Below are 20,836 nucleotides of genomic sequence, written 5' to 3'. Positions count from 1 at the left end.
TAACATTGTTCACTTTTAAAACATAGAATGGACCGCGAATAATAGAATCGATGTTCTTTATTCGCGGTCCATTCTATAATAGATATTTTTGACAACAAGCAGAATACTAACGAAAATACTTTGCATGACGAATGTACTTTTACTTAATTTTCCTCTGTATAAGTACATTCGTAAAGTTTGATTAAATGTTTTAACTAAAGGAATAGATTAATTATTAGTAGAAAGCCCCAGGAAAAAAGAGTAATTTCCACCTCTTTTTCCTGGGGCTTATCTTTTCCCTTAAACACACTTCTGTAATACTAAATACTGCTTCACTACTTCTTCTGTTTCGTCTTCTGAACTTAATCCAAAAGTATCTTTCATCGTTCGAGTAACCGCAATGATTTGGTTATCTTCTACTCCAGCCTTGATAAACGCATTGACTACATATATGATTGGTTGACTATTTTCTTTTTGCCATACCCATTTCGTCATTTGAATTTTTAAAAACCTCCGAATCATAAAAAGCCGATATTAATTTAAGTTAATCCACACGCTCTTCACTTCCGTATAATTATCAAGCGCATAGCTTCCCATTTCTCGGCCGATTCCACTTTGTTTATATCCTCCAAAAGGAGAGGCAGCATCAAAAACGTTATAACAGTTTACCCATACCGTACCTGCTTTTAATTGATTCGCCACATAGTGAGCCTTCTTCACATCCTGTGTCCATAAACCAGCTGCTAAGCCATATTCAGAGTTGTTTGCGCGGCGGATGACATCGTCTAAATCTTCAAATGGCATAGCAGACACAACCGGTCCAAAGATTTCTTCTTTCGCAATTGTCATCTCATCATTCACATCAGCAAAGATTGTTGGTTGAACAAAATAGCCTTCTCCTTGACCATAAACACCGCCCGCTACAACTTCTGCTCCTTCTGTCTTTCCTAATTCAATATATCTTCCTACTCGCTCTAATTGCTCCTGAGAAACTAATGGCCCGATTTGAGTAGAAGGATTAATCCCCGCCCCCTGCTTAATGTTTTTAGCATGAGAGGCTAAATCTGCAACTACATTATCATAAGATTTCTTTTGAATATAAAGACGTGAACCGGCACAGCAAACTTGGCCTTGGTTAAACATAATACCCATTAGAGCTCCAGGTATCGCTTTACTCATATCCGCATCCGGTAAAATAATATTAGGTGATTTTCCACCTAGCTCAAGAGAAATCTTTTTAACTGTTCCTGCCGCTTGGCGCATAATCATTTTTCCGACAGATGTTGAACCAGTGAATGCAATCTTATCTACGTCTGGATGATCGACAAGAGGTGCCCCAGCCGTTTCTCCAAAACCTGGTACAATGTTAAGAACTCCAGCCGGGATGCCAGCTTCAAGTGCTAGTTGACCTAAATATAAAGCGGATAGTGGTGTTTGCTCTGCTGGTTTTAACACAATTGTACATCCTGTAGCAAGAGCGGCTCCCAACTTCCAAGTTGCCATAAGCAGAGGAAAATTCCACGGAATAATTTGGCCCACTACGCCAACTGGTTCATGACGTGTATAGTTAAAATAGTTACCTGCAACTGGAATCGTTTGTCCCATAATTTTCGTAGTCCAGCCAGCATAATAACGAATATGATCGATAGCAAGAGGTACATCCGCATTTCTTGTTTCATTAATAGGCTTTCCATTATCTAAAGTCTCTAACTGCGCTAATTCTTCTTGGTGCGCTTCCATTAAATCAGCTAATTTATAAATAAGGCGACCGCGTTCAGAAGCACTCATCTTTCTCCATGGACCGTTTTCAAAAGCCTGACGAGCAGCTTTTACTGCTCTATCTACATCTTCTGGTCCTGCTTCACTCACTACAGCCAACACTTTTCCATTAGAAGGATCAAGAGTTTCAAAAGTTTGGCCTGAAGCGGCTTCTACCCATTCCCCATTAATCAAAAGCTTTTTCGTTCCCTTTAAAAACTCCTGTACACGTGGCTTGATTGATAATGTTTGTTCCATCTAAAAAATCCCCCTTAAATTAACTATATTGGTATCGCTTACAACTATTTATATATGCAAGTCTTGTGCCAAAATTAAAGACCTTTGATTTTCGCATCCCATCATTTTTAAACATATATAGCTGTTCCATAACGGAACAACTTCATGTGCCGTTATGGAACATATGTGTAAAATTGGAACATTGTACAAAAATTCTACAGTATTCTATCATTCTGCTATAATAGTTCTTATATTTGATATTTTTCCCAGAATATTAAGCAAACTGCGAGGTGTCATTCTATGTCTATCGATCTCAACACATCTAAAGGAATAGTCCCTAATCATATTCAAGAATCGTGGAAACGTTGTTATTCAAATGGACTTGACCCTACAACAATCAATCAAGACCATATACTTGGAGAATATGAACTAACCGAATACTACGATAAATATGAGGAGCTTCTTTATTACTCCTCTTCTATTTTAAAAGACGTGCACGCTTCTATTCGTGGAACGGAATTTCTTCTATTAATCGCTACACCTGAAGGATATATTATCGATACCGTTGGAGAACCTTCTTTTATTAGGCACGCTGATAACGTTGCTTTAAGAAAAGGAGCCAATTGGCTGGAAGAATCGAAGGGAACCAATGCAATTGGTACAGCTATTGTAGAAAAAAACTCCGTACTTGTTCACGGAAGCCAACATTTTTGGGAGAATAATCATTTTCTTACTTGTGCCGCAGCTCCCATTCTTGATTCTAAAGGACAACTTCTCGGCATTTTAAATTTAAGCAGTTATCAACAAAACTATCATCCACTCACATTAGGTTTGGTCAAAAGAACCGCTCATAGTATTGAACAAGCTCTGTTACTAGCTCATACTCAAAAGCAAACAAAAAACTTCACAAAAGATCTTGATTTTATTTATAATCATCACCCTGCCCCTCTTATTACCGTTAATAAAGAAGGCACCATTACAAGATTGAATACGGCAGCAACCCGCACAATTGGTTATTCAGAACAAGCTGCGATTGGTAAACCGATTTCCAACATTCTAGTAGAAGTGAACCCTTTAGTGCCAGAGCAAAAATTTTTATTAAACAATCAAGTATTTACTCCCCACATTCTTACTAGCGATTATCGTGATCAGTCCTATATGCTTTTACGAGGAGAAACAAAACAACAGAATGCTGCATTAACGAATCGCTATCACTTTACCGATATTATTAGCCAAGACTCTAAAATGAATGAAATGATAGCCATTGCGAAAAAAGCAGCAATTATAGATATAAACCTTCTAATTTCTGGCGAAACAGGCACAGGGAAGGAGTTATTTGCTCAATCTATCCATGGTGCAAGCTTCAGAAGCAACCAACCCTTTATCGCCATTAACTGTAGTGCTATTCCTGAAAGTTTATTAGAAAGTGAGTTATTTGGATATGAAAAAGGGGCCTTCACAGGAGCCAAAAACCAGGGACAAGCAGGTAAGTTTGAAGCAGCAAACGGCGGGACTCTGTTCTTAGATGAAATTGGGGATATGCCTCTGACTGCCCAAGCTTCCTTACTTCGAGTGCTGCAAGAGCGTTGTATCACACGCATCGGAGGAACGACTCCTCGTCCTATTGATGTACGAATTATTGCGGCCACTCATAAAGACTTACAACAGGAAGTAGAGGCGGGACGTTTTCGTGCCGATTTATATTTTCGTCTCAATGGCTTTACATTAAAGCTTCCCCCTCTACGCAATCGCACAGATTTGCTTTTGTTAGCCGAACATATTTTATCTCAGTTACCCTTCAAAAAAGAAAACATAGAACTAACCGAAGATGCCCAAACCTTTATTACCGAATATGAATGGGCAGGAAACTTCCGACAATTACAAAATGTATTACAGCAGGCTGCTTTTCTAGCCAATGAAAGTCGTATTACGAAATCCTTACTGCTTTCTCTTTGTCCTTCTCCAGTTAAACCAATAGAAAAAGAACGAACAAAAAGTCAAAAGATTATGAGCTTACGAGAACATGAAATAGCTCTTATTCAGCAAGTATTGGAACAAACAAATGGGAATATTAGTCGTGCCGCTAAGCAATTGGATATTGGCCGTAATACGCTTTATCGGAAAATGAAGGAATATGGTCTTATGTTGTAATGTTCAAAAAGCGCCCTATTTAAGGGCGCTTAATTAATTAGCATATTTCTTTTTCATCTCTTCTTCTTTCTCTTTAATCGATTCTTTTAGCTTTTCTCCCTCTGTTTTTAAAGTTGTGTTCAGCTCTTCATATTTCGTTTCATAATATTCACGTATAATCTCATAGCGCTGATCGATTAAGCTGTTTACTTCTCCATATGTTTCATAGTTGATTTGTTCCTTATTCTGAAGATAAGAGGAAGCTTCTCTCATACGCACCTTTTCATCATTTGCTTGGTTCCAAAAACTATTTTTTTGATTAATTAACTCAGTGGACTTTTTATTTTGTTCATTCCAAACATTGCTCCAGTTTTTATTTCCCCAATTCCACCATTCATTCCAAAGACGACGGCGCTCATCTTCCCAAAGTCGATTAAAATCATCTGCAGAATTAACCGTTTCAAACTCACCGCCACCTGCTTCAGCTGCTTCTTTTAATTGCTTCGCCCCATCGTTATCCACATCAAAACCAATGATATTAACAACGGCTTGAATATCTGAATCATGAAGGCTTTTCGCTTCCTTAACAGGATCGCCATCACATGTTTCTATTCCATCACTTACAACATAAATAATATTTTGTCCTTCTGTACCTATTTTTTCAAAATCTGCTTTCGTTTCAGCAATAGCTCTAGCAATAGGTGTCCATCCCGTTGGCTTAAATTTATTTAAAGAATCTTGGAATTTTGCTTTTTCATATGGAGCAAAATCATAGACAACTTCTGTGTTTTCACAAGAAACTTTTTTATCCGAATCATCATTACTTCCTTTATGACCATATACACGAAGCATTACATTAGCGCTCTCTGGCATCGAGGCAACAAAATCATCAATCGCCTTGTTAGCGAGTTCCATCTTCGTTTGTCCTCCAACCTTTTGAGCCATACTGCCGCTTGCATCAAGCAAAATAGCAATATTCGTATTTACCCCTAATTCCCCGTTTTCACTAACCGTAATTCCTCCTGGCATTTCCGTCAGGATTGTTTCAATAGAAGGATTAAACTCTTCAAAAAACTGATAATGTTCCTTATAATTTTCTCCTTCTCGCATTAGTTCTAATAACGCATGATACACTTGAAAGCTATCTTTATCAGCAAAACTTTGCTCATTTAATTCTTTATGAATAATTGCTTGATTATACTGTGTTCCCGAGTACTTACCTGGCTCCTCTTTTAAAATTTCTTCAATCGTTGCCGCAACCTTCGTTGGGTCTTCTTTCTCTTTGTCTGCTCCCTGCTCCTCTTTCTCTTTATCAGCTTCTTTTTCAGAAGAAGTTTCCTCCGTACTACATCCTGATAATAATAGGAAGAACATTGCAACAAGCATAAATAACAAATAGGAATTCCCCTTTATCTTGGTGAACATTCGTCCCTCTCCTTCCTTATACATTATGGCTATTCTATTTACTTTCTAAAAAATCATACATAACATTCCATATATGTACCATATTTGAAATATAAAATAGTTACTTATACACACCAAACGCCACTTATGTAAAGAACATTTTTATATCTTAAGAATCATCAAATGGATTATTTAGGTAAAATTATCCACAGCGAATAAAACTATACACTTTATTTCACAGTAACTTTTTAACTAAAAAATAAACATAAAAAAAGCAATAAGGAGATCTGTAGTCTTCTTATTGCCTTTTATTATCCAGCCTCATTTATTTAATTAATGATTTACATAAACAACGCCCTCTGGTTATAAACCATTCCTTGAAGGCATTGTGATTTTGCTTTAATTTGTAGCTCGTTCTGGTGTTCCACTTTCTTCGATTTTACGAACTGCATCTTCACTAACATCCACTCTCTTTAGGAACAACGCTAAAATTAACGCAATAATGTTCATGCCTAATGCTACTAAGAATGAATATTGAATACCAGCTAATAACGCTTGTTGACCAAGTAATGCCATTGCTTGCTCCGTTGCTTTAGCCGGGTCAACACCAGCCATTAAACTTTCCGCTTCATTTGTTGCTACATGGTTCATAATGGTTACTAAAATAGCTGTACCAATTGAACCTGATACTTGTTGTGCCGTGTTGTTTACAGCTGTACCATGCGGATTTAAACGTGTCGGTAATTGGTTTAAACCGTTTGTCATAATAGGCATCATGACCATCGACATCCCAAACATACGAAGTGTATAAATCATAACAATATAGGTGTATGATGAGTCAATTTGTAGTTCTGCTAATAAATAAGTAGAAACCGCTGTAATACCTAAACCTATTAACGATAATAGACGAGGGCCCATTTTATCAAATAATTTCCCGGTAATCGGTGACATAATCGCCATAACAATGGCCCCTGGCAACATCATTAACCCTGAATCTAACGGTGAAATACCACGAACATTTTGTACATAAGCAGGTGTTAAGATCATCCCTGAGAACATCGCCACTGCATTAACCATCGAAATAATTGAACTTAACGCAAACATTGGATATTTATATACGCGTAAATCTAATAACGGATTCTCTAACTTTAATTGACGTATAACGAAAACGATTAACGCAATAGCCCCAACAGTTAAGGTTGTTAATACTAATTCATCTGTCCAACCATCTGAGCTTGCCGAACTGAAGCCATATAATAAACCACCAAAACCGATTGTAGATAAAACAACCGAGAAATAGTCGATTGTGGCGTTTTTATTTATTTCCATTACATTTTGTAACTTCCAAATTGATAATAGTAGACTAATGATAGCAAGCGGTAAAATCATTTCAAATAGTACGCGCCAATCATAATGTTCTACAATATACCCTGATAAAGTAGGTCCAATTGCAGGTGCACTAATCATGACTAAACCAAAAATCCCCATTGCTGCACCACGTTTTTCACGCGGGAAGCTAATCAGCATCACGTTCATTAATAACGGCCCCATAACAGAAGACCCTGCAGCTTGCACCATACGTCCAGCCAATAACACTGCAAAGTTTGGTGCAAAAGCAGCCATTGCTGTACCTAAGGTAAAGATCACCATCGATGTAATATACAAGCTACGATTTGAAAAGCGTGTAATTAAAAATGCTGAAGCCGGGATTAAAATCCCACTCACAAGCATATAGCCTGTAGCAAGCCATTGAACTGTTGAATAATCCTCAATTTCTAGATCTACCATAATGGATGGCAGTGCTACGTTTAATAACGAGTTATTTAGAAATGATACAAAGGCACCAACGAATAAAACGGCAATCATCAAATACGATGGCTTTTTCATTTGATCCATTGAATTCATATTTTCTTTCCCTCTATTTCTTTATTTAATTTTTTGGTCACTCGAGAATTTTAAACCCTCAGTACAATTTTTTCAAGCGTTTTATACTAAGAGTTTAAAATCATTGAGATTCAACTCGAACAACTTTATACTAAATGTATATAAAACGCTCGATGGAGGAATTATGAATAACCGTAAAAGACATGTAGCAAATGTAGCGTTACGATTATTTGTTGAAAAAGGCATTCAACAAACGTCTATACAAGAAATTATTGAACAAGCAAATATATCTAAAGGAACTTTTTATAATTATTTTTCATCTAAAAATGATTGCATTGCTGAAATTTTAGAAGGATTACGGTATGATGCCAGCCAAATCCGAATGGAAATGCAGATGGGAAAGGATGAGAAAGACCGTCAAGTTCTTATTGAACAAATCTCAATTTTAATCCAATTGAATGAAGAGCGTAATTTAAATGCATTATTTGAAGCCAGTTTAAGCTCAAATGAAAAGGAACTAAAAAAATTAGTGCTGCACCACCGCATGTACGAACTGGATTGGTTAGCTAAGCGGCTTACAGAAGTGTTTGGATACCATATTGAGGAATATGCCTTTGAATGTACCATTTTATTTTACGGGATGATACAACATATAATGTTTACAATGCGCGTTACAAATATGCCACGCTCCATCCATCGCATTGTGGATATTATCCTTTCCTATATAGAGCTGATTATTCCGAAAATGATTGAACAAAACAGTAAGTTACTCGATCAATCTGCCATTCATCTATTACGGGCAAATGTTGATCGACGTATCATCACAGTGAAAGAATTAATAGAACTAGCGCAGCATATCGAAAAAGAAGCGACTTTTACTCAAGAACAACAAGATTTATTTACCGTAATTATCTCGGAATTAAAGCAAGAACGTATTCGTAAATGCGTTCTACAACCATTACTAAAACCATTTCAACTAACATTTATGAAAACTCCTCTAGAAGCACAAGTAAATACGTTTACAAGTATGGTTTGGTATTTTTTAAAATCGTTATAAACTTTAATTGATGTCATAAAGTTTTTAATCAATAAAATAAAAAACCTCTTACCCATTTGAAAATGGATAAGAGGTCTATATCATCGAGCTCGTATAAGACTAGTTAATAGCTCATGTAACCATCGCATGCCGCTCATCTAACGTTCCATGAATTCACAGAACCCCAACATCTAAGATGGAACCTAAAATCTTATTCTAATTCAATCAATTTAAAGCCACTTATATTGTCATTGAAGACAAACAAAAACAGGCATGTACGTACTAAGTGACGTTTATGCCTGTTTTAATGTTCGATTAATGATTCCGTATTTCGGCTTAGTTTTGCATTTAATCAATCGTTTAATTAAATATTACAATATGCCATAATAAACATTTTTCCATCATATCAATTTAATACAATTGTTCTTCGATTGTACGTGCCGCATTCGTTACAAGCGAAATTAAATGTTGTTCTTCAAAATCTTTATAACGTACATCCGGAATAACGATGGTCACCGATGCAATGGCATGGCCTGCAGGTGTTAGAATTGGTGCAGCAACCGAATGTGCACCTTTAACCCGCTCGCTGTAACTGATTGCAAACCCCTGCTGTTTGATAATCTCTAGACTATCTTCTAACGCCTCCTTCGACAGAAGCGTATTTTCCGTAATCGGGTTAAAGACGACACTAGCCATATATTGCTCGAACTGCTCCTTTGGTAAAAATGCAAGTAAAACTTTAGCTGAAGCACCTGCATATAAAGGTGATGTATCCCCAACATAGGCTTTGGCTGCCAGCGGATACTTGCTCGCCAAATTGTAAATACAACGTCGTTCATCACCGTCCACGATATTCAGTGACACACTCTCGCCAATTTCTTCATTTAATGCCTTTAAAATTGACTCAGCGGCTGTCACTATACTCGACTCTTCTTCAACAAGCCGACCTAAATACATAAGTGATAGGCCTAACTGATATTGTTTTGTACGCTCATCCTTATGTAAAAATCCTTCATATACTAGGGTGGAAACAAATCGTTGCAAACTCGAAATGCTAATGCCTGTCTTTTTATTTAACTCTGTTAGCGACAGACGAGGTTCCTCCCGTGTAAATGCCTTTAATACCTTAATGGCCTTGTGAAGTGACTGCATTGTATAGTTTTTATTGAAAGTCTCCTGATCCATCTCATCACCTCATTTAATAAAGCAAGTCTCCCTTTATCGTACCAAAAACGGCGGAGAATGGGGGAATATAATTTATCGCACTGTTAACGAACGTTGAGGCCTCCTCTCACCTAGGAGAAAGGCCTATTGATGGAAGTTTCTCTTTATACCCTTTTTGACAAAAGGAATTGATCTGTGTGCTCCCCTAAAATTGGCGGTGCACTCTGATAAACTATATTTAGTCCCGATCGCTGCATTGGATTTTTGACAAACTTCACCTTCCCATACTGCGGATGCTCTATTTCACCAATTAAATCACGTGCTATGACCTGCGGCTGGGTCAACGCTTCTTCAATTGTATTCACACATCCTCCTGGAATTTTATAGTGTCGCAGCTCCTCAACCCATTCTTCACGTGTTCGTGTTACCATAATATCGCTAATCTGTCTAACGAGTTCTTCTTCATTTTCTTTACGGCCTGTATTTGATTTATAACGTGGATCATTTATCCACTCTTCATGCCCTAGCATCACACAAAGCTTTTCGAACTGACGATCATTGCCTGCGCATACCATTAGAGGACCATCTGCGCATTGAAATACTTGATAAGGTGCTACATTATTATGGCTATTACCTAAGCGCTTCGATACCATCCCTGCATTCAAATAAGCACTAGCCACATTAGCAAGACTACTAATCTGTACATCAAGCAGCGCAAGATCAATAAACTGCCCTTGATTCGTTAAATCACGCATGCGTAGCGCACTTAGTGCACTAATAGCTACATAATGTGATGTTAAAATATCTGCAATCGGAATCCCCACTTTAGTCGGCTCTCCATCAATTGGACCCGTTACATCCATTAAACCACTCATCGCCTGTACGACAGGATCGAAGCCTGGTTCATAGGCAAGCGGCCCTGTTTGTCCAAAGCCCGTTACCGCACAATGAATAAGACGAGGATTGATTTCCTTCAACACATCATAGCTAAGCCCCATCTTCTTCATATCACCTGTTTTAAAATTTTCAAGAACAATATCTGCGTCCTTAACAAGTTCTTTAAATTCAGTGCGTCCACTCTCTGTCTTTAAATCTAGCGTAATTGATTTTTTATTGCGATTGGCGCATAAATAATAAGTGCTTTGTCCTTCAATAAAAGGACCCCAATCACGCATACTATCAGAGCCATCCGGATGTTCAATCCGAATTACCTCAGCCCCTAAATCCCCTAGTATCATGGAACCTGCAGGAGCTGCATATACACGGGATAAATCTAGTACTCGAATATTTTCCAGTGGTTGTATCATCGCTTTCACCCTTATCAATTATTTTCCTGTACGGTTAATTGTCCTGAGGTATTCACTTTCTCACCTTTTATTCCAATTGGAATATCTTTCACTTTCGATAGGAACTGCATAGTGCAGGGAGCCCAACTACAGCTAGTGCAAGTCATTGCCTTTACTTAAGACGTTATTAAACAATATTATTGATAATACGAGTTTTGGCTCATTTATGTGAAACTAAGGTTTACAAAAATGAGCCAAAATCAATAGTGTTCTGAATATAGAGCCTTACTTAAAAACAGCTTTGCGTTTCTCTACAACTGCAGCCACGCCTTCTTTATAATCATCTAACTCAGTTACAATCGCCATTGCAGATGAGATATAATCAAGGGATGATCGTAAATCCATCTTTTGACTTTGATACACGGCACGCTTAATAAACTGAAGCGTTGTTGTCGGTCCATTGGCTAGCTTCGTTACATAATCTAATGTGAATTGCTCTAATTCATCATCTGGAACAACAAACGTAACAAGGCCTTTTTCCTTCGCTTCTGCTGCCGTTAAGACACGTGCTGTCCAAAGCATATCAAGCGCTTGATCAATCCCAACGAGCTTCGGTAAATAATAGGCCCCGCCATCTCCTGGTACAATCCCTACATTAATGTAACTTTCAGAAAACTTAGCTGATTCAGCGACAATTCGAATGTCACACATTAAGGCCATATCAAGACCTGCTCCAAATGCAAAACCGTTCACTTGAGCAATCACCGGCTTATCAATTTCCTCTAGTAAAAGCGGGATACGTTGTACGCGTTTCCATAGAGAGTTTTTACGTGCTAACCCTGTAGAAGTAATATCTGTTTCGCTTTCAAAGAATCCTTTACCAGCAGTCATCGCCTTTACGTCGCCGCCTGCACAAAATGCTTTACCATTTCCTTTGACAATGACAGCGCGAATATCATCTGAATCTCGGACTGTTTCAAGGGCACGAATCCAGTTTAAGATCATTTCTTCACTAAATGCATTCATCTGATTAGGTCGATTTAACGTAATCGTTGCAATGTGGTCCTTTACTTCAAATAATAAATCCGCCATTCTATTTCCCTCCTTATAATTGAAAGACTTTTTCTGTTCTTGTTAAATATCCCCATAAACTATCGTCTTCTACTTCCATTAAACGATTCGCTAACTGCTTCGTCCAATAAGCCTCTCCTGCACCTTCTTCACGCCAAGACCAAAGTCTGCGAGTATATTGATGTAAGCTATGTTCATGTGTTACACCTATAGCAGCATGTACTTGGTGTGCAGATGCTGCAACAATTTTTGCTGCTTCCTCTATACGAATCCGCGTATAAGCCACTTCATTTTGTAAACATTTTTGAGCAATAGAAGCAATCATATTATCTATTGCTGAGCTTGTAATAACAGCTTCTCCTGCTAAGTTTGCTAAATGTTGCTGTACTAATTGGAAGCGATGAATAGGACGGCCAAACTGTTCACGCTCTTTTGTATAACGCACAGTTAACTCATAGGCCTTGTCAATCGCACCAGACATCGCAGCCGATTTTGCAGCAGATTCAAGGGCAATAAAATACTCTAACTGCTCATTTGTAATCTTTGTTTGTTGCTGGACAGGTGCATGGACTAATGTCACGGTATCACGCGGTTCGCACGCTAGATTCATATTCGGAGAAATAGCTGCATCTTTCAGTGATACTTGAACAAGTTCAAGTCCCGATGTACCAGCAGCAACAACAACTAATTCATCGACATACCTTGCCCATGGAACATTAACGATTGTTCCTGATACTGTTCCATTGTCAATGGATACGTTCAGTTGTTCTTCAACGGCATAAGTGGCTTTTTCCTGAGTAACGTTAAGCCCAGTCTTTTCTAGTAGAACGTTGGCAAATGTCGTTTCTACAAACGGAATTGGTACAGCATATTTCCCAATTAAACGATATAAATTTAGTAAATCGTCTAAATCACCACCTGCACCTCCGTTTTCTTCTGATACAGCTACCGCCAGCATTTCATTATCCTGAAGAACTTGCCATACATCCTCAGCCCATTTTCCTTCTTCTACTACATCCACTTTTTCCTTGTCCACTTTATCTTTAAAAATCTTCTCGACAACATTTACAATCATTTCTTTCATTTCGCTCATTGTCCAACAACCCCTTTCGCTACCATGCCATATAACACTTCTGATGTACCACCGCGAATTGTAAAGCCTGGTGCGTGTAATGTTGATTCAGCCATAAAACGATCAATTCTGCGCTCAGCCTCAAGACGTGGATATGTACGCACGAGTAAGCGTGTAATCTCAGGAATGCTTTGCTCAAACTTCGTACCTATACTTTTGACAAGCGCTGCAGGAATGGCGACCTCTCCACCCTCTTCAAGGACCTTCGCAACCCCGATAGATAAGTTACGCAGTCCCCATAAGCGAGAAAGTACTTTTGACGCCTCCTTCATACCGGCTGCATCGCCTTGTCTCTTCAGCCCAGCGATTAACTCATCAAGTAATGGGAATGTACTTAAAATACGCTCTGGGCCGCTTCGCTCAAATGCTAGTTCGGCCAACCCTTGTTTCCATCCATTTCCAAGAGTGCCTACAACCATATTATCCGGAACAAAAACGTTATCAAAAAAGACTTCGTTAAAATGATGCTCACCCGTTAAATACTTAATCGGCACAATCGTAACGCCCTCTGCATGTAAATCGATAATTAACTGACTTAACCCATCATGCTTTTTCTCACCAAGCGGCTCAGTCCGTATAAGCGTCACCGCATAGTGTGCATCATGCGCGTTGCTCGTCCATGTTTTAGAACCATTTATAATCCAGCCGCCATCTACCTTTTCAGCACGTGTTTTAACAGATGCTAAATCCGATCCGCTGTTCGGCTCACTTAAACCAATACCAAAATAGCATTCCCCTTTAACGATTTTCGGTAAGAAAAACTCACGTTGCTCCTCTGTACCAAAGCGCATTAAAAGCGGTCCTGTTTGTCGATCCGCAAACCAATGTGCCGCTACAGGGGCACCCACAGCTAAAAACTCCTCTGTTAAAATGTAACGGTCAATTGTACTGCGTTCCTGACCACCATATTTTTTAGGCCATGTTAACCCAATCCATCCCTGTTCTCCAATCAACTTTGAAAAGGCAGGGTCACTACCACTTAACCATGAATCACATTTTGTTTTAAATGTCCCTTTAGCTAAATGCTCCTGTAAAAACGCTCGTACTTCTAAACGAAACTGTTCTTGCTCATCAGTAAATTGAACTGTCGGTAGACTAAACATGAATATCCTCCTTTTACCGTTAATCGGTAAGTGTTATTCTATATGTGTATTGTATACTGTAAAAATAATCCAAGTCAAACATTTTATTTAAATTTTTGGAATTTTTTATTTTTAAACAAAGCAAAATCGGATAAAAGAGTGACTGACTATAAGTGAGCATGCCTTAATTACCTAAGTTTTAAAGCATTTACTTTCTCCTCATAAACAGCAGCTTTCTTTCAATTCATTGTTGAACTCTTTATGAAAGAATACTTTAACAAAAAGAAAAGACTACCTCCTGTTTCTAGAAAGTAGTCTTTTCTTTAACAAATTATCCTTTACTATTACAATTGAGTCTTTATTCCCTAACTAACAATAATTAGGTTCTTCTAGCTCTATTTAACAACCATCTGTCAATTAATCAATATACCTAAAGATGATTTGAGGTAACTCCATATTAAAAACAGCCTATATCTATGATTATTGGGTAATCATAGATATAGGCTTTATATTTACTATCTTTATATGTTTAATCAACCGAAAAAATTTTTTTCAGTTCTTAACAAACCTTATGTTCATAAATGTATAAGGTTTGTTAATACTTTAATATTTCAATCTTTAACTTATTTTTATAACTTCTTATTTCATCCACTTATGTTGGAAACCAGCAATGGCTTCATATTCACTTTCAAGTGCACGAAAAACACGAATATAAATGGCAATTAAATCTTGGTAAATATCTACATTTTCATCAATAGGTTGATGGGCATGAGTAGAACCAACCCACTCTGATACAATAGAAAAATCTTCAATCTTCCCTAGAGCATACATCCCTAGGATGATAGCACCTAAACAAGAGCTCTCAAAACTTTCAGGAACAGTTACTTCTTGATTAAAGATATCCGCCATCATTTGACGCCATAACTCAGATCTAGCAAATCCTCCCGTAGCTTGGATTTTAGTTGGTACCCCAATCATTTCCTGTAGAGCTAACATAACAGAATAGAGATTTAAAATGACTCCTTCTAAAACAGCCCGAACCATGTGCTCTTTTTTATGATGCAGACCTAATCCGAAGAAGGAACCCCTTGCATTGGCATTCCAAAGCGGCGCTCTTTCTCCAGCTAAATAAGGATGGAAAATCAGCCCGTCTGAACCAGGTGAAACACGAGTCGCAATTTTTGTTAATACTTCGTAAGAGTCCATTCCAAGGCGTTTTGCTGTTTCAACTTCGGAAGAAGCAAGCTCATCCCGCACCCATCTGAACGCCATACCACCATTATTGACAGGACCTCCAACCACCCAATGATTTTCTGTTAAGGCATAACAAAAAATTCTTCCCTTCGGATCGGTAACAGGTTTATTAGTAACAGCTCGGATGGCTCCGCTCGTTCCAATTGTTACAGCCACAACCCCAGGTTCAATTGCATTTACACCTAGATTTGATAGAACACCATCACTGGCTCCTATAACAAAAGGTGTTTGGGAGGAAAGTCCAAGTTCATTTGCAAATTCCTGTTTCAGCCCAGTTAACGTAAAAGTAGTTGGGACTAGGTCTGATAGCTGCTCTTCAGTAATACCGGCAACCTGTAAAGCTTCTTTATCCCATGTTAGCTGTTCTAAATTGAACATGCCTGTAGCAGAAGCAATAGAATAATCCACAACATATCGATCGAAAAATTTATAAAAAACATATTCCTTTATACCGATAAATTTGCTTGTTTTATTAAAGACTTCAGGGTAATCAGTTCTTAACCAAGCAATTTTAGCAAGAGGCGACATTGGGTGAATTGGAGTACCAGTTCTTCTGTAAATCTCAAGACCATTCAGCTCATTTTTAATCTTTTCAGCCCATGATGTAGCCCTGCTGTCGGCCCAAGTAATGCAATGGGTCAAAGGATTCCCATTGTCATCAATGGCAATCACACTATGCATCGCCGCACTGAAAGAAACTAGTTCTAGTTGGGATGGAGCAACGGAACCTTTACGGAGTGCTCCTTTAATCGCTTCTTTTACTGCACGAAAAATTTCATCAGGATCTTGTTCCGCGACAGACGGTGATGGGCTAAAAAGTGGATATCCTGAATGGTGCGTACTAATAACGGTTCCTTTATCACCAAATAAAACTGCCTTTGTGCTTGTTGTCCCGATGTCAACACCTAAGTAATAGGATGAATGCTCCATAGATTAATCCTTTCCCTTTCTACAACAATTTCAAAAACTTTCTTTTCTTTAAAATTTAGCTTTTTCTTTTGTAAGTTTAGATTAGTTTTTAATAGTACTAGTAAGTAACAGAACAACTTATATTTTAAGCTTATTTCCACTCATACATCAAATAAACATATTCAAGATTAATGCACCGGCAAAAGCAACAAATGATAAAATCGTTTCTAATACAGTCCAGGTTTTAAACGTTTCATTAATCGTTAACCCTAAGTATTCCTTCACCATCCAGAATCCAGCGTCATTAACATGTGAAACCATAAGTGACCCCGCACCTGTGACAATAACGAGTAGCTCCAAGTTGACACCAGACATATTTGCAATAATAGGAGATACAATTCCAGCGGCAGTTGTTAAAGCAACTGTAGCTGAACCTGTCGCAATTCGAATAAGACCAGCAATAAAAAAGGCTAAAACAAGCGGAGATAGCGCTAAACTTTCAGATAAGTTACCAATTGTTTCTCCTACGCCACTGTCAATCAAGATTTGTTTGAATGCTCCGCCAGCACCAATAATTAAAAGAATTGAACCAACCGGAAGAATACACTCCTCAGTGAATTTTTTAATAGTTTTTCTATCCATTCCTTGACGGAAACCGAGAAAGTAAAAGGCTAGGAAACAAGAAATGAGCAGTGCAATAAGTGGACTGCCTATAAAGGTAAGAAACTTTTCTACAGTAGCCGAAAATCCCATGAAAGGTGCAGCAGTACCTAATATCATTAGAATAACAGGCATTAAAATGGCTAGAAATGAAATTCCAGTACCAGGTATAGAATGTTTATTTGTTGTTTCTTCTATTTTAACAAGTTCAGGCTCTCCTTGGGGAATGACTCGATTATTTGTCCACTTTGCAAACAGAGGACCACCAATAATTCCAGCAGGAATCGCAATAATCAATGAATATAGTAAAACTTTTCCAAGGTCAGCACCGTATATACCAATCGCAGCTACCGCACCTGGATGTGGCGGTACAAGACCATGTACGATGGATAAACCCGCTATAGCAGGTAACCCAATTAATAAGATGTTTTGCTTTGTTGCTTTTTGAATGGAAATCACTAACGGTAATAAAATTAAGATCCCCACCTCAAAAAATACCGGTATTCCAATAACAAACCCAGAAAGAAACATAGCCCAAGGCAATCTTTTTTCACCAAAAATCTTTACAAAATAATTGGCTATCTGCAGTCCAGCTCCAGACTCTGAAAGCATCTTACCTAAAATAGTTCCTAATGCTAAAATGCCAACTAAGTGGCCTAAAGTTCCGCCGACTCCTGTTTCATAAGCAGTTACAATTTTTTCCCAAGGCATTCCGGACATAATAGCTAAGAATAAACTAGCAATAGTTAAACTAATAAATGCATGCCATTTAAGCCAAGAAACACCTAGTATCACGATTACAATGGATAGCAGTGTTATGATTAACAGATATGCGTCCATAAAAAGATGCCTCCTCTAATAAATAAAATCCAAACAGTATGTTATTTTGTTAAACATTTTAATAAAGCCCCTTTTTTCCGTTTCATAACCTGGCTTTCAAGTAGAACGAGTATATTTTTCTTAGTATATCGCCATACCAGGTTAATCAAATGGATTCCCCCCTATAAGTAAGCTACTGATTCTATATGCTTTTTCGGAGAAGCAAACGATTGCGCTATGTATATTCAGTTAACCCGACAATTCTATTTGGTACACTACCGTCAACATGGTTTAATACAATTAGATGGAGTTCACTTGATTCACGCAAAGAGGGGGGAACCATCCTAAATAATTAGACCCCGGCCTCTTTTAGTTATGTAGCATGTTGTGCGCTACTTTTTCAAATTCGGATAAATAATCAACTTCACTCTGTTATACAAGTAAACGTACATTTGCATAACCAAAAGAGACTATCATTCTTCCTCACCCTTGTTACACCAACTCTTGCAAAATTACTTTAAAAACCCTAGACGTTAGCATACCGAAACTTTCATCAAAAATTAAATATTATCTTCAGAACTATCATCTGTATTTACCTTTAACTATTTCGTAAATTCTTGTACCTTGTTTCTCAGGCTTTTTCCACTGCGTGCCCGCCAAATTCATTACGTAAAGCAGCTACTACTTTTCCATTAAAAGTATCTGTATCTAAAGAACGATAACGGGATAGTAGTGACAGAGCAATCACAGGTATTGATGTTTGCAAATCTAAAGCTGTCTCAAGTGTCCATTTTGCTTCACCTGATGAATGCATGACTCCTTTAATTCCATCAAGCTTCGCATCTTTAGAAAAGGCGTTCTCCGTTAACTCCATTAACCATGAACGAATAACGGATCCATTATTCCAAACTCTCGCTACCTTCTCATAGTCAAAGTCGAATTCACTTTTTTCTAATACCTCAAAGCCTTCGCCAATGGCAGCCATCATGCCGTATTCAATACCATTATGAATCATCTTTAAGAAATGTCCGCTGCCAATTTTCCCTCCATATAAATAGCCATTTTCTACAGCTGTATCACGGAAAAGCGGTTCAACAACTTCCCAAGCTTCTTGGTCACCGCCAATCATGTAACAAGCTCCATGACGAGCTCCTTCCATTCCGCCTGAAGTTCCAGCATCCATAAAGCGAACCCCTATTTCCTTTAATTCATTGTATCGACGAATGGATTCTTTATAATGGGAATTACCTGCTTCAATCACAATATCGCCTTTTTCCAACAATGGAGTAATATCACTTAGAACGGAATCTACGACAGTGTGTGGAACCATCATCCATATTACTCTAGGTTTTGCTAATGACTGTACTAATTCTTCTAAATTAGATGTTGCTTGAGCTCCTAATTTATTCATTTCTTCTACTGCCTTTGGATTTAAATCATATGCAACAACTGAATGATTGTGATCTAACATATTTTGACCTAAATTCAATCCCATTTTCCCTAAACCGATTAATCCGACTTGCATATTTTTATTCACCTCTAAAACCTGCATATTTTTATTTACCACTAAATTGTATTATCCACTTTTTCTATTTGCTTATTCTTAATGTAGAAGCACTTACTTACCGTCAGGGGGGTAAAGGGACAGATTTACTGTCCAAAATTGCGGGAGAAACACCGTTCTGTCTACTTTCCTCAAGCCAAACAGAAAGAAGGCTTCCCGTCAATTCGAAAATTATCGAGAAACCTTCTAAATTTGAGCAAGATGTTAGCATATAGCTTTTTCATCCTACACAAAAATCCTTAAGTCTGTCAAGGATTTGAATTTATGGGCAGATTACACCATGCCGTGCAACCAGAATTCAGCATTAAGCCCCGCAAAGATTTCACTCATTTCCCCCAATACCTTATGACTCCGTCTACTTGTCCAAATTTTGATAAATAGAAAAAAACGTCTATCTGCACGTAAAAAAAGAGGCTTCTCATAAGTTTGCGCAACTCATAAGAAACCTCTAATTTAAGGAGAGAAATGTTAGCAACATGCTAGCATTTTTCAACGTACACCGAGAATACTATGATTGGTAGTACCATCCCTATCATTCCGAAATATCCTGTTCCTGTTGTAACAGTTGAAACCACCATCATGAGTAGGACTGGCCACTCTCTGCCACGCCGTGGTTCTCCAAGGCTGCTTCCTGCAGCAATTTTTTTCTGTAAACAATCCTGGAGAGAGATACACTTACTTCATAAAGCACAAGCAATGGCACAATCACCAGAACATCGGAAATTAAATCCGGGGGAGTGATTAGAACGGATATAACAATCAGGCAAAAATACGAAATCCTCCTCGCCTTGGCCAGCCTAATTGGATTAAGAATCCCCAGTCTCGTTAAAAACATGACAATGAGCGGCATTTCAAACAGAAACCCAAACGGCAATGTAAGGTTAATCATGAATCTGAAATATTTTTCAGCCGTAAACATCGTTTCAAATTGCCCTGCTGACAGAGTGGTTAAAAATCCGAGCACAATTGGAAACAGCACGAAATATCCAAATGAAATCCCTAAAATAAACAACAGGAATAGTCCTGGAATAAACCTTAAAGTAACCTTACTTTCTTCAGGATTCAGCGCCGGTGCTACAAAGCGCCAAGTCTGGTAAGCAGCGACCGGAATAGTTGCTGCGATTGCAAATACTGCAGCAATCATCATGTAAACCCAAAGGATGTCACTTGGACCAAGGATGGCCAGTTTCCCATTAAGATCCCTTATGAGCCACTGATAAATATCTTGGACAAAAATAAAACTGATGATTAGAAAAGCAATAAATGCGAGTAACGTCAAAATGATTCGCCGGCGAAGCTCCTCTAAATGATCAGCCAGATTCTGCTCTTTGTTTTTCATTCCAGAAGCCTCCTTTTGAAAAGCGCAAGCTCCCTAGTCAGCGGCATATCGCCTGAGGATCTCCACAACCGGAATAAAGGAAACACGAAGAGCTCAAGCCGTTCGATGTTGACTTATCGTAGGGCGGA

15 protein-coding genes are annotated in these 20,836 nt (G+C 38.2%); 2 read left to right on the top strand and 13 right to left on the bottom strand.

All coding sequences use genetic code 11. From position 1 onward, the window contains the following. Nucleotides 1-279: 279 nt before the first annotated feature. The gene (locus D1953_RS16865) at nt 280-474 is read right to left on the bottom strand and encodes a hypothetical protein (RefSeq protein WP_119118331.1); all 195 of its coding nucleotides are present in this window, start codon (nt 472-474) and stop codon (nt 280-282) included. Nucleotides 475-513: 39 nt separating this feature from the next. After that, nucleotides 514-1,995, bottom strand: coding sequence for an aldehyde dehydrogenase family protein (locus tag D1953_RS16860; RefSeq protein WP_119118330.1), 1,482 nt, complete (start codon nt 1,993-1,995; stop codon nt 514-516). Nucleotides 1,996-2,274: 279 nt separating this feature from the next. On the opposite strand from D1953_RS16860, the gene D1953_RS16855 reads away from it, so the two are divergent. Further along, nucleotides 2,275-4,125 carry a sigma-54-dependent Fis family transcriptional regulator gene (locus tag D1953_RS16855; RefSeq protein WP_119118329.1) on the top strand — a complete coding sequence of 617 codons (1,851 nt, stop codon included), beginning with the start codon at nt 2,275-2,277 and terminating at the stop codon, nt 4,123-4,125. Nucleotides 4,126-4,158: 33 nt separating this feature from the next. Here the strand turns inward: D1953_RS16855 and D1953_RS16850 are convergent, their stop codons facing one another. Together D1953_RS16850 and D1953_RS16845 are read right to left on the bottom strand one after the other, a co-directional pair. Next, entirely contained in the window at nt 4,159-5,529 is a 1,371-nt protein-coding gene (locus D1953_RS16850; RefSeq protein WP_119118328.1) for a VWA domain-containing protein, read from the bottom strand. Between the two features lie 378 nt (nt 5,530-5,907). Then, a complete protein-coding gene (locus tag D1953_RS16845; protein WP_119118327.1) occupies nt 5,908-7,413 on the bottom strand; it encodes a DHA2 family efflux MFS transporter permease subunit in 1,506 nt (501 codons plus the stop codon). Between the two features lie 163 nt (nt 7,414-7,576). Here D1953_RS16845 and D1953_RS16840 point away from each other — a divergent pair, with 163 nt between their 5' ends. Continuing rightward, nucleotides 7,577-8,449, top strand: a complete 873-nt coding sequence (locus D1953_RS16840; protein WP_119118326.1) for a TetR/AcrR family transcriptional regulator — start codon at nt 7,577-7,579, stop codon at nt 8,447-8,449. A gap of 390 nt (nt 8,450-8,839) precedes the next feature. On the opposite strand, the gene D1953_RS16835 is transcribed toward D1953_RS16840, so the two are convergent. The 9 genes from D1953_RS16835 to tatC form a co-directional block, all read right to left on the bottom strand. After that, complete coding sequence (locus D1953_RS16835; protein WP_119118325.1) at nt 8,840-9,613, bottom strand: IclR family transcriptional regulator; 774 nt, start codon at nt 9,611-9,613, stop codon at nt 8,840-8,842. A 143-nt stretch (nt 9,614-9,756) separates the two neighbouring features. Then, nucleotides 9,757-10,899 (bottom strand): CaiB/BaiF CoA transferase family protein, encoded by a 1,143-nt coding sequence (locus D1953_RS16830; RefSeq protein WP_182480657.1) that lies wholly within the window; start codon nt 10,897-10,899, stop codon nt 9,757-9,759. Nucleotides 10,900-11,163: 264 nt separating this feature from the next. Next, on the bottom strand, nt 11,164-11,970 hold the full coding sequence (locus tag D1953_RS16825) for an enoyl-CoA hydratase/isomerase family protein (protein ID WP_119118324.1): 807 nt from the start codon (nt 11,968-11,970) through the stop codon (nt 11,164-11,166). Between the two features lie 13 nt (nt 11,971-11,983). Next, complete coding sequence (locus tag D1953_RS16820) at nt 11,984-13,042, bottom strand: acyl-CoA dehydrogenase family protein (protein ID WP_119118323.1); 1,059 nt, start codon at nt 13,040-13,042, stop codon at nt 11,984-11,986. Next, nucleotides 13,039-14,184, bottom strand: a complete 1,146-nt coding sequence (locus tag D1953_RS16815) for an acyl-CoA dehydrogenase family protein (protein ID WP_119118322.1) — start codon at nt 14,182-14,184, stop codon at nt 13,039-13,041. Before D1953_RS16815 ends, D1953_RS16820 begins: the two co-directional genes overlap by 4 nt. A 618-nt stretch (nt 14,185-14,802) precedes the next feature. Next, a complete protein-coding gene (gntK, locus tag D1953_RS16810) occupies nt 14,803-16,347 on the bottom strand; it encodes a gluconokinase (protein ID WP_119118321.1) in 1,545 nt (514 codons plus the stop codon). Between the two features lie 147 nt (nt 16,348-16,494). Then, complete coding sequence (locus D1953_RS16805; RefSeq protein WP_119118320.1) at nt 16,495-17,826, bottom strand: GntP family permease; 1,332 nt, start codon at nt 17,824-17,826, stop codon at nt 16,495-16,497. A 610-nt stretch (nt 17,827-18,436) separates the two neighbouring features. After that, a complete protein-coding gene (gene gnd, locus D1953_RS16800; protein ID WP_119118319.1) occupies nt 18,437-19,330 on the bottom strand; it encodes a phosphogluconate dehydrogenase (NAD(+)-dependent, decarboxylating) in 894 nt (297 codons plus the stop codon). 616 nt (nt 19,331-19,946) lie between these two features. Beyond that, the gene (tatC, locus tag D1953_RS16795; protein WP_119118318.1) at nt 19,947-20,708 is read right to left on the bottom strand and encodes a twin-arginine translocase subunit TatC; all 762 of its coding nucleotides are present in this window, start codon (nt 20,706-20,708) and stop codon (nt 19,947-19,949) included. Between the last annotated feature and the right edge of the window lie 128 nt (nt 20,709-20,836).

The sequence above is a fragment of the Peribacillus asahii genome, from assembly GCF_003570725.1.
Lineage (GTDB): Bacteria > Bacillota > Bacilli > Bacillales > DSM-1321 > Peribacillus > Peribacillus asahii.
This window is presented reverse-complemented; position numbering and strand designations above follow the sequence as displayed.